This is a genomic window from Sulfidibacter corallicola (assembly GCF_017498545.1).
GTDB lineage: Bacteria > Acidobacteriota > Holophagae > Acanthopleuribacterales > Acanthopleuribacteraceae > Sulfidibacter > Sulfidibacter corallicola.
Genome location: NZ_CP071793.1, coordinates 11,317,107 through 11,329,665 on the forward strand (window position 1 = coordinate 11,317,107; position 12,559 = coordinate 11,329,665).

Here is a 12,559-nt window from a genome sequence, read left to right on the forward strand (position 1 = left end):
CGTCCGAATGACCGTATCTGCACCACCGAGAGGAAATGATGAGCGAACCACGCAAACGCATCCTGGCCCGCATTCAAGCGGGTGAACTCAGCCCCGAGGAGGGGTTGGCCCTTCTCCGTCAGGCCGATTCGGAGCCGATGGTTCCTTCCGGCACCGACGCCCCGCGCGCCCTGATCATCGAAAAGCCGGGGGACATCGACGATGTCCAGGTCCGCGCCGCCGAGCCGTCATCGCTCGGCCCCGATCAGGTGCGCATCGCGGTGCGCGCCTTCTCGCTGAATTTCGGCGACTGGCTCTGCGTGCGCGGGCTCTATCCCACCATGCCCGACTACCCCTTCACACCGGGCTTCGAAGTGGCCGGAACGGTGCTGGCCTGCGGCGATCGCGTGACCGAGTGCCGACCGGGTGACGCGGTGATCGCGCTGATGGGCTCGAACATGGGCGGTCACGCGGAGGAGGTGGTCGCGAACGCCTCCCACGTGGTGCCCAAACCGGACAAGCTGGACTTCGCCGAGGCCTGCGCCCTGCCGGTCGTGTTCCTGACCGCCTGGTACGCGCTGGAGCGCGCCGGCCTGCGCTCGGGCGAACGGATCCTGATCCAGACCGCGGCCGGCGGAACCGGCCTGATGGCGGTCCAGTTGGCGCACCTTCGCGGCGCCACGGTGATCGGGACGGTGGGGTCGCCGGCCAAGGCGGATTACCTGCGGAATCTGGGCGTGGCCCACGCGATCGACTACGAGCGAACCGACTTCGCGACGGAAGTGGCGCGGCTGACCGCGGGCCAAGGGGTCGACGTGGTGCTGAACACCTTGGCGGGCGACGCGATCCAAAAGGGCTTGAACCTGCTGGCGCCCGAGGGCCGCTACGTGGAAATCGCGATGACCGGCCTCAAGAGCAGCCGGCCGCTGGACCTGTCGCACCTGGTGGAAAACCAGAGCCTGATCTCCATCGACCTGCGACGCCTGGGTCTCAAGCGACCCGAATTGCTGCGCGAGGGTTTTGGCGAGATGGTGCGGCTGGTGACATCGGGCCAGGTGCGGGCCACCATCGCCAAGCGCTTTCCCTTCGAGCGGGTTCACGAGGCGTATCGCTTCCTGCAGCGGCGGGCCAACATCGGCAAGGTGGTCGTCACCGTCGCACCGCGACCCGTCGTATCGCGACCCGTCTCGATCACGGCCAACGACTTCGGGCGCTCCCCGGAATCGACCAACCCTGTTCGCTCGGAAAAAATCGCGATCATCGGGCTCGCCGGCCGGTTTCCCGACGCCGACGACATCCACCGGTTCTGGGAGAACCTGGTTTCGGGCCGCGACAGCGTGAGGGACGTGCCGCGCCACCGCTGGAACGTGGCCGAGGTCTTCGACCCGAAGCCCGGTCAACCCGGCAAGACCTATTGCAAGTGGGGCGGATTCCTGGAGCGGGTGGATCAATTCGACCCGCTGTTCTTCAACATGTCGGGCCGCGAAGCCGAATTGGCCGATCCGCAGCAGCGGCTCTTCCTGGAGACCTGTTGGCAGGCCTTGGAAGACGCGGCCTACAGCGATGCGCGCCTGGCGACCTCGTCCTGCGGCGTGTTCGTCGGCGCGGGGTCGGGCGACTACCTGCAACGCATGGCCGACGCGGGTCTGGCCCCGGAAGCGCAGACCTTCATCGGCAACGCGGCCTCGATCCTGGCGGCCCGGATCGCCTATTTCCTGAACCTCAAGGGACCCTCGATCGCGGTGGACACCGCTTGTTCGTCCTCGTTGGTGGCACTCCATCTGGCTTGCCGCAGCCTGGTCGCCGGGGAGTGCAAGCTGGCCCTGGCCGGTGGCGTCTTCCTGATGAACTCGGCCCAGTTTCACCTGCTCTCGGCACGCTCGGAAATGCTCTCGCCCGACGGGCGCTGCAAGGCGTTCGACGACGAGGCCAACGGCTTCGTGCCGGGCGAGGGGGTCGGCGCCGTGTTGCTCAAGCCGCTGGCGACGGCGCTGGCCGACGGCGACCCGATCCACGCCGTGATCGATGCGACCGCGGTCAACCAGGACGGGCGCACCAACGGCATTACCGCCCCCAGTTCACTCTCCCAAACGGAATTGGAGCTGACCGCCTGGCGCAAGGCCGGAATCAGCCCTGCCGATCTCTCCTACATCGAAACCCACGGCACCGGTACGTCCCTGGGCGATCCGATCGAGATCGATGCCTTGACTCGTGCCTTCCGGGAAGCCGGCGATGACGAGCGCCAACGTTGCGCGATCGGGTCGGTCAAGACCAATATCGGGCACTTGGCGATGGCAGCCGGTATCGCGGGCTTGATCAAGGTCGTCATGGCGCTGCGGCACCGCACCCTTCCACCGTCGCTGCACTTCCATAAACCCAATCGATACATCGATTTCAAGGCATCACCCTTTTTCGTGAACACCGAGGCACGGCCCTGGCGGGAACCGTCCGGCAAGCCTCTGCGTGCGGCACTCAGTTCCTTCGGTTTTTCGGGGACCAATTGTCACGTGGTGCTGAGCGAGCCACCTCCGACTGCCCCCGCACCGTCACCCGACCATCGAGCCTACCTGTTCACTTTTTCCGCGCAAACCGAGCGGGCCCTTGGAGCGCGAATTGCGGCGATCGCGACCTGGCTTGAATCCAACCCGTCGGTGGATCTCTGGCGTTTGGCATTCACCCTCAATTTCGGCCGCTCGGACTTGGCCCAGAGGGCAGCCATCATCGCATCCGATCACGACGAGCTTCACGCCGCCTTGCGGGCCTTCCCGATGGAGGGCGCCGCGACCGGCCCGGCCGCCGACCCGGAGCGCGATCGCGAGCTGAACGACGTGCTGGACCGCTTGGCGACAGGCTACGAGCGGGCCTGGCTCGAACGGGCCGCCGAGCTCTACCGAGCGGGCGCCCAACCGGAATGGCATCGGCTTTATCGCGGACGTTCCTATGGCGCCTATCACTTGCCCGGCTACGACTTCGAACGCGACAGTCACTGGGTCTTCGACGAAGATCCCTTTCCGGATCCGGCAGTCATCCCCGACGACCTGGCGATGGTGCCGCGCTGGACGCGCGCGCCGGCCAAGGCCAACGCCTCTGGGTCCGCTCACGCGGATCGCTTCGATCAGGGCGACATCTGGTTGTGTTACCCGGCCGAAGCCCGCGACCTGGCACGGGGACTGGCGAACCATTTCAGCGCCGGCGATCCCGGTCGAACCCTGATCTCGATGGTGCTCGACGGCGAGCCGGTCGGCGACGAGCGCATGGCTCCCGTGGCGGACGAAGCCGCCTGTAACGCCTGGGCCGCCGAAGTGCCGTTGCCCGCTCGGGTGTTCTGGTTCGCGGGGGCCTCGAATCCCCTGGCGGCGTCGAACCCGATCGCAGCGCTCCAACAGGCCGAGGCGTCCGGTGTCCTGGCCGCTCAATCCCTATTCCGTGCCATGGCGCCCCGCGCCTGGAACCACGCCTTCTCCTTCACGCTGATCACCCAAAACGCCACGGCGCCGGATGGCGGGCGCATTCATCCGGGCTACGCCGCCCTGCTGGGCTGGGCCAAGTGCCTGGGCCGCGAGTTCACCAAAGCGCGGGTGGCCCTGCTCGACGTGGATGCCCGCGATCGGCACCGCGGCGATCTGGCCGCCACAATCGCCGACGAGCCAGGCGCGCTCCCGCTGGAAGTCGCCCTTCGCGACGGGACGCGGTGGATCCGCCGCGCGGCCAGGGTGGCGGGGCTGCGCGTTCCCGACCGCCCGCCCTGGCGGCACGGGGGCACTTTCGTGATCGCGGGCGGCGCCGGGGGTATCGGCTACGCGCTCAGCCTGCACCTGGCGCGCACGGTCGAGGCCCGGCTCTGCTGGCTGGGTCGCCGCGAGGAGGACGACGACCTACGCGAGCGCATGGCGGCGGTGCGATCCGCCGGCGGCGAGGTGCTCTACTGCCGTGCCGACATCACCGACGAAGCCGAAACCAACGCCGCCTTCGACCGTTGCCGCCGCACCTTCGGGGCCATCCACGGCGTGATTCACTCGGCCATCGCCATGGACGACGGTCTGATCGAAGCCCTCGATCGCGATCGATTCCGCAAGGCGCTGGTGCCGAAAACGCTGGGTTCACTCCATTTACTCCGGGCGGCCGAGAACGACCAGTTGGACTTCGCGATGTTCTTCTCCTCCTTCAACGCCTGGACCGGCAACCGCGGCCAGGCCAATTACAGCGCCGGCTGCACCTTCAAGGACGCCTTCGCCGAGGCGGCGGCTCGCCAATACGACATTCCGGTGCACATCGTCGACTGGGGTTTTTGGGGCGAGGTCGGCATCGTGGCCACGCCCCAATACCGCAAACGGCTGGCCGCGGCGGGGGTTCTCCCGATCACCACGGAGGAGGCGATTCGCACCCTGGAAGCGATCGTCGCCGCCGGGTTGCCCCACGCCATGGTGATCCGCGCGAACGAAGCGGTGGCGCCACTTCTGGCGGAAGAATCCCTGTCCATGTCCCTTGCGGATCGGACAACCGCTCCCACGGCGCCGCACTTCGCCGTTCATCCGGCCGAAGTCCTGTCGCGTGCCGTGGCCGCCACGGCCGACCGGCTCCCAGTTCCGGCGGAAGCGGAGGCCGATCGCCTGGAGGCGTTCTGTGCCCTGCGCCTCCTGGTCAAGATCCGCGAGATGGGCTTCGCCGACCGCGTGGGCGAGCGGGTCACGGAGGAGCACCTGGCCCAACACTGGCACCTGGCTCCCAAAATGGTGCCATTACTGGGGGCGCTGTTGGACATTCTGGCCGATCGCGGCTGGATTGCCCGCGAAGACGACGGCTGGTGCGTGCTGCCGGCGGTGGCGGAACCGGACCTGTTGTCCCGGATCGACGATTGGCAGGGTGAACGCGATCGCTTCGCCGCGGCGGTCCCCGCCATGGAACCCCACCTGGCGTTGCTGGAGGCCGGTGTCGCCGACCTGGATCGCATCCTCTCCGGTGCGCTTCCGGCCACCGAAACGCTGTTCCCGGGCGGATCGGCGCACCTGGTGGAGGCGATCTACAAGGGCAACGCCCACGCCGATTTCCACAACAGCCTCTGTGCCGAGACCATCGAACGGTTTCTCGCCGCCCAACGGCAAGCGGCGCCGGGCTCGGTGCCGCGCATCCTCGAAGTGGGCGCAGGCACGGGGGGTACCACGCGAGCCGTGGTTTCGGCCGTCGAGGGCAAGGGACCGCTGCGCTACCTCTACACCGATGTAAGCGCCGGATTCACGCGGCTCGGCCACGAACGCTTCGCCGATCGCGACTTCATGTCGTTCGCCGAATTCGATCTGGAGCGCGATCCCGTGGCCCAGGGCTTGGTGCCAGCCAGCTTCGACGTGGTGCTGGCCGCCAACGTGGTGCACGCCACGGCCGACGTTCACGCCTCCTTGACCCGGCTGGCCCGCCTGCTGCGGCCAGGCGGGTGGCTGATCCTCTACGAGGTGGTTGCCGCGACCCATTTCAACACGCTCACCTTCGGCCTGCTGGACGGGTGGTGGCAGTCTCGCGACAGCGGCCTGCGGCTGCCCCATACACCGCTGCTGGATCCGCAGCGCTGGCGCCTCGCCCTCACGGCCGCGGGCTACCTGGAACCGAGCATCGGCGGACTGCCCGAACGCCCGGAATCGGCTTGGCGCCAAGCGGTGGTGGTGGCCAAGGCGGGCCCGCTCCGCCCCGAGGCAACCGATCAACCGGAAGCGGCCCCTGCGCTCCCCGCTGTGATAGCACAAACGCAGAAAGAAACGGCCACATTGGCGGCCCCGGCTTCGATCTCGATCGGACCGCCACCAGCGACTGGCGATGCCGACCAGGTAGCTCACATCCTGCGCCTCACCAAACGGCGCCTGCGCCACCTGTTGGCCGGGACCCTCAAGGTCGACGAAGCGCGGATCGGGGCCGATCGTCCATTCCAGGAGCTGGGGGTCGATTCGCTGATCGCGGTAGAGCTGGCCCAGGTGATCGAGACGGAGTTCGGCGTATCGCTGCGAACCACGGACCTCTTCAACTACGGGAACCTGGAGCAACTGGCCACGCATCTGGCCGCCCATGGACCGAAGGAGGAGGCGCCGCAGTCCCCGCCAAGGCACGACACCGCGCAAACCCCGCCCTCCGTCCGGGAGACGGCGCCGCCAGTCGCGCAACGGGCTGCCGGTGCCTCGGAAACGGTCGCGGCGCCAATGCGCGACGAGCCGATCGCAATCGTGGGCATGTCGGCCCGCTTCGCCGACCGCGACGATTGCACGGCGCTCTGGGCCATGCTGCGCGAGGGACGTCACGCCATCGGATCGCTGCCCGCGAAGCGCTGGTCCCATACGGCCAACGACTACCAAGGCGCCTTCATCCCCGACCTCGACCACTTCGATCCGCTGTTCTTCGGCATTTCGCCCCTGGAAGCACGCTACATGGATCCGCAGCAGCGGATCTGCCTCGAAGAGGTCTGGCGGGTCTTCGAAGACGCGGGCCTGGACGTGACGCGTCTCGCCGACCGCCAGGTGGGCGTGTACGTCGGTGCCTCGGGCAACAGCTACCTGCACGGGATCGAGAACAGCCTGGGCGCCATCGGCAACTCGATCGCGGCACTGTCCGGTCGCATCTCCTACCTGCTCGACCTGCGCGGTCCCAACCTGGCCGTGGACACGGCCTGCTCGTCCTCCCTGGTGGCCATCCACCTGGCGGCGCAGGCCCTGCGCCGCGGCGAGTGTCACAGCGCGGTGGTCGCCGGCGTTTCGGCCCTGATGACCTCACCCGACATGTTCCTGTTCTTCGAGGACAGCGGCATGGCCTCGCCCACCGCGCGCTGCCGCACTTTCGACCAGGGCGCCGACGGATTCGTGCCCGGGGAGGGTGTCGCCGCCCTCCTGCTCGAGCCGCTGTCGGCCGCCGTCGCCGATGGCCATCGCATTTACGGCGTGGTACGGGCTTCGGCCGTCAACCAGGACGGCCGCACCAACGGCATCACCGCGCCGAGCGCGCCTTCGCAGGCCGAACTGCTGCGTCGGGTCTACGCCGAGGGCGGCATCGACCCGGCGACGATCGATTACGTGGAAGCCCACGGAACCGGCACCCGGCTGGGCGACCCCATCGAGGTTCAGGCGCTGACGGAAGCGTTCGGCACCGGACACGACCGGCCCTGCCCGATCGGCTCGGTCAAGACCAACCTGGGCCATACGCTTGCGGCGGCGGGCATCGCGGGTGTGGTCAAGGTACTGCTGGCCCTGCAACACGAGCAGTTGCCGCCCTCGCTCCACTTCGAGCGAGAGAATCCACACATCCAATTCGAACGAACCCCGTTCCGCGTGTGCGATCGCCTCACACCCTGGCCCGCGGGCCCGCGGCCACGGCGCGCGGCGGTGAGCTCGTTCGGCTTTTCGGGGACCAACTGTCACTTGGTCCTGGAAGAGGGCCCGAGTGGCGAACCGGTCCAGCCCCCCACCCGATTGGGTCCTCATCTGTTCGTGCTTTCGGCCAAGTCCGCATGGTCGCTGGAGCGACGCGCACGCGACCTGCTCGCCTGGCTCGAAACGAATCCCCACACCGAGCCGAGTCATTTGAGTGCCACCCTCGCCCTCGGTCGCGCTGTCATGCCGATTCGCCACGCGTGGGTCGCTGCGGACGCGGCATCGCTGAGGACCGCCATGAACGCATCCCTGACCCACGGCGACCTGGGGCAGGCGGAAGAACTGAGTGCCACGACCCTCGATCTGCTGGCAGCCCAGGTCGAACCGACACTCGAAGCCCTCGCGGCCGGCACCCATTCGAACCAGGTCGTCACCGCCCACCTCGCCGAGCGACACCTGACCACCCTGGCCGATCTCTTCCAACGCGGCGTGGACATCGACTGGACGCGGCTATACCCCGCCGGTCCCGGTAAGCGCCTCGGGTTGCCCACCTACCCCTTCGAGCGCGATTCCTTCTGGCTCGAGGATCGGGTCCGATTCGGCGCGAGCGCGGGCAGCACCGCGCCGACACCGGCCATCGCGACGGAACACGGCCAGGACGAGGACTGGGATCGAATCGTGGCGGCCATGCGCGCCACGGGACGCGCCGAGAGCGCCTCCTTCGATGCCGGCGGCACGCAGGCATTCCGCGAGCTGGGGCGCCTGCTGCTGTGGGATGCGCTGCGCGCGGCGAACCGGTTCACGGCGCCGGATCAACGCGCATCGCAGGCGGAAATGGCAGCCGAATGGGGCGTCCTGGAGAAATACGATCGCCTGTTTCGCGCGGTGCTGCACCTGCTGGCGGACGCCGATTTCGTGACCACGACGGATCAGTGGATTACCGCGCCGTCGCAAGCGCGCTGGGATCAAATCGAGACGGGGCGGACGCGCCTGCCCGAGATGCGCCGAGCGTTCGGGGAACGCTACCCGGATTTGCAGCCCTACGTGACCCTGTTGGAAACCTGCGTGGCCCACCTGCCCCGAGTGATCGACGGTCGGGTCCAGGCCACCGACGTGCTGTTTCCCAAAGGTGATTTGGGTCTGGTCGAGGGCATCTACCGCGGCAACCGCATCATGGACTTCTACAACCGCCTGTTGGCGTCGGGCGTAGCGGCCATGACCGAAGCCACGCTGAACCGCCTGCCGCCAGGCGAGAAGGTCTGGATTCTCGAAGCCGGGGCGGGGACCGGCGGCAGCAGTGCCTTCGTGCTCGAAGCGCTTCGCCCCTGGGCCGACCGCGTCGTCTACTACTACACCGATCTGTCGCTGGGCTTCCTGCAACACGCCAAGGAACGCTTCGTGCCGGACTACCCGTTCATGGTTCCACACCTGTTCGACGTCGAAAAGGATCCGGTCGCGCAAGATCTTCCCAGGGGCCGGTTCCACATCGCCTTCGCCACCAACGCACTGCACGCCACGCGCGACATGCGACGCACGCTGAGCCACATCGGCGAAATCCTGGCGCCAGGCGCTTGGATGCTGGTCAACGAGCTGACCCGCGTCCAGGATTTCGGCACCCTGACCTTCGGGCTGCTGGACGGCTGGTGGCTGTACGAGGACGAAGCGCTGCGGCTGCCCGATTCGCCACTGCTGGGCCTGCGCGAGTGGTCCTCGCTGTTCGCCGCCTCCGGCTTCGAGCGAGTGGAGGCCTTTGGGAGACCCGACGAGCCGGCCGAGGAAGCGGTTCAGCACGTGGTGGTCGCACGGCGCACCTTCGAGGCGGTCACCCCGGCTGCGGGCATCGATATGCACGAGACCGTGGACGCCCAAACGCCTCGGAACGAGGACACCCTGCCGGCAGAACCGGCCGGGAACGCTTCCCCGGGAACGCCGAACGGCGATCTTCTGGGGTCGCTGCGCGCGATCGTGGCCGAGGTTCTCGAATTGCCACCCGCGCGGATCGCGCCGACGACGCCCTATCAGGACATCGGGGTCGACTCGATCATGGCCGTCAAGGTGGTGGAGCGGATCGGCACCAAGTTGGGCATCGCGCTGGAGTCCACCGACCTGTTCAACTACCCGAACCTGCGCCAGTTGGCGCGGCACATCGGGTCACGCCAGCCCCAACCGAAACCGCTCACGGAGCCCTCCTCCGTCGCGACAACGCCGCCCGCGTCTCCGCTGGACGCGACCGACACGAACGGTTTGGGCGACGTGCTGGCAAGGCTGAAAAGCGGCGACCTCAAGGCCGGGGACCTGCTCGCCCAACGCGGCGCGAAGCGGCTCGGCTCATGAACCACCCGATCCAAACCCACGAGAAGCCGGCGACCCGCAATCGGGCCCGAATCGCCAAACCCCGTCGGCACCGACGACCCCGGAGACCCCGGAGACCCGCAGGTGGTCACGCGAAACCCACACGCCAAAGAGGAGAATGAGATGGTCAGTGCTACCCTTTTCCCCGGACAGGGATCCCAAGAACGCGGCATGGGCGCCAAGTGGTTCGATGCCTTCCCCGCCTTGCTGGAAAAAGCCGACGAGGTGCTCGGTTGGTCGGTGCGCAAGCTGTGCTTGGAGGATCCCCAGGATCGGCTGGGCCAGACCCGATTCACCCAGCCGGCACTCTACGTGGTCAACGCCCTGAGTTGGTACGGCAGCCGTCGCGAGGGCGGGCCCAAGCCCGATTTTCTGGCGGGTCACAGCCTCGGCGAATACAACGCGCTCCTGGCCGCGGACGTCTTCGACTTCGAAACGGGCCTGCGCCTGGTTCGCAAGCGCGGCGAGCTGATGAGCGCGGCGCGCGAAGGCGGCATGGCGGCGGTGGTCGGCCTGCCTTTGGCCCAGTTGGAGGCGGTGCTCGCCCGGGAAGGGGTGAGCGACGTGGACATCGCCAACTACAACGCGCCCTCCCAAACCGTCATCTCGGGGCCGGTGTCCACCTTGGAGCGGCTGATCGCGCCGTTCGAGGCGGCCGGTGCGCGCCGGGCCCTGTTGCTGAAGGTCAGCGCGGCCTTCCATTCGCGCTACATGGTCGAGGCGGCCGAAGCCTTCGCCGATTTCCTGAAGGGCTGGCAGTTCCGCAAGCCGCGTATTCCCGTCATCGCGAACGTCACGGGTCGGCCCTACGGGGCCGATATCTACAGCAATCTCGCCAAGCAGATCCGGGCCTCGGTACATTGGACGGAGAGCATGCGCTACCTGATGGCCAAGGGCGTCGCGGACGTGACCGAGCTCGGTGCGGGTCGCGTCCTGACGAATCTGTTCACGCGCATCCAGCAGGAAGCGGAGCCGCTGGACCTCGCCCGTGAGGAGCCCGCCGCACCGGCCGCACCGGCACAGGCGCGAAACGACGCGCCCGCATCCATCCTGTCTGGGGAGCGCCGGCCTCCCGCTGCCACTCCCGATTTCACGGTTACGCCGCCCGAGGCCGGGTCACCGCGATTCGGCTCCCGCACCGTGGCACCGCAACCGAACGGCTGGGGATCGGATCGGCGCTCGCCGGTAGCGCCGGAGTCCGGGATGTCAACGTCGAAGCAGTGGCCCACGGCGCAGGCCCGTGCCGGTTTGGGTCACACAGCGGTCGAGCATCGCCAGGAGCTCATCGCGACCGGCGATCGAGCTCCCGACAGGGCCGGGGAAGCGCTCGTATCCGGGGCGCGCTCCCCAAATGAAACCGTCGTCCCGCCGCGTCGCGAAGCGCCCCAAAAGGCCGAGGTACCCCAAGGGCAACCGGCCGATCCGAGCCCAGGCGCCATGCACCCACCCGAGGTGGGCCCGGCCTCCTTGGGCAGTGCCGGCTTCCGCCGCGCCTACGGGGTGAGGTACGCCTACATGGCCGGCTCGATGTACAAGGGTATCGCCTCCAAGGAGCTGGTCGCCCGCATGGCGAAGGCGGGCTTGCTGGCGTTCCTCGGCACCGGCGGTCTGGACTTGGCCCGGGTGGAACGCGATATAGCCTGGATCAAGGGCCAGATTCCGCCGGGCGCGGTCTTCGGCATGAACATGCTGGCCAACTACGAAGACAGCGAGGCCGAAATCCAATTGGCGCACATGTACACGCGGCAAGGGGTGCCGGTCGTGGAGGCCTCGGCGTTCATGCAGGTCACGCCCGGATTGGTACTTTTCCGCTTCAAGGGTGCCGAACGCACGGCCCAGGGCGGGTTTCGCGTGCCGAACCGCCTGATCGCCAAGGTGTCGCGGCCCGAGGTGGCCGGTCCCTTCATGCAGCCGGCGCCCGATCGGGTGCTCGCCAAACTCACACAACGGGGCCTGCTGACGGAGACCGAAGCGGCGGCGGCCCGCGCGCTGCCGGTCGCCTGCGATGTGACGGTGGAGGCCGACTCGGGCGGGCACACCGATCGCGGCAATCCCTACACCTTGATGCCGGCCATGATCGCGCTGCGCGACCAGATCCAGAGCGAGCGCCGCTACCGCGAGCCGGTGCGCATCGGCGCGGCAGGCGGGATCGGTTCGCCCAGCTCGGCCGCTGCGGCGTTCCTGTTGGGGGCCGACTACATCGTCACCGGCTCCATCAACCAGTGTGCGCCGGAGTCGGGCGCCTCCGAGCACGTCAAGGAGCTCCTGGCGGGCATCGGCGTGCAGGACACCGGTTACGCGCCCGCCGGCGACCTGTTCGAAGTGGGCGCCAAGGTGCAGGTGGTCAAGCGCGGCCTGTTCTTTCCGGCGCGAGCGAACAAACTCTACGAGCTCTACCAGCGCCACGCCGGCCTGCACGACCTGGACCCCAAAACTCGAGAAATGATCGAGACCAAGTACTTCCGACGAACCTTCGAGGAAGTGTGGGCGGAGACGCGGGCCTACTTGGCGGAGCGGCGTCCGGCCGAGCTGGCCAAGGCCGAGCGCAACCCCAAGCAGAAAATGGCGATGGTGTTCAAGTGGTACTTCATCCACACCACGCGCCTGGCGATGGCAGGCGATCTCTCGCAAAAACTCGATTTCCAGATCCACTGCGGCCCGGCGATGGGGGCCTTCAACCAGGTGGTCAAGGGCACCCCCTTGGAGGATTGGCGTCGGCGCCACGTGGACGACCTGGCCACCTTCCTGATGGAGGGCGCCGCCCGCGTAATCAACGGGTTCAACCGAAACCTCTCTTGACCCCTGCTCGGCAATAGGCGCCAGGCAGCCGCCGTTCGAGAAATCGGGTGGGGATCGCCACAAAGGCGACGCCACCCGATCCATGG

2 protein-coding genes are annotated in these 12,559 nt (G+C 67.9%); both read left to right on the forward strand.

Annotated elements, in window-relative coordinates; translation table 11 throughout:
• Positions 1-38 precede the first annotated feature (38 nt).
• Positions 39-9,656: an SDR family NAD(P)-dependent oxidoreductase gene (locus J3U87_RS33410; RefSeq protein ID WP_237380308.1), complete on the forward strand. Its 9,618-nt coding sequence runs from the start codon at positions 39-41 to the stop codon at positions 9,654-9,656.
• A gap of 141 nt (positions 9,657-9,797) precedes the next feature.
• Positions 9,798-12,473, forward strand: a complete 2,676-nt coding sequence (gene fabD / locus J3U87_RS33415) for an ACP S-malonyltransferase (protein WP_237380310.1) — start codon at positions 9,798-9,800, stop codon at positions 12,471-12,473.
• Positions 12,474-12,559: the final 86 nt, after the last annotated feature.

Coding starts and splice junctions, on each gene's coding strand:
- J3U87_RS33410 (WP_237380308.1), top strand. CDS start 39: ATGAGCGAACCACGCAAACGCATCCTGGCCCGCATTCAAGCGGGTGAA.
- fabD (WP_237380310.1), top strand. CDS start 9,798: ATGGTCAGTGCTACCCTTTTCCCCGGACAGGGATCCCAAGAACGCGGC.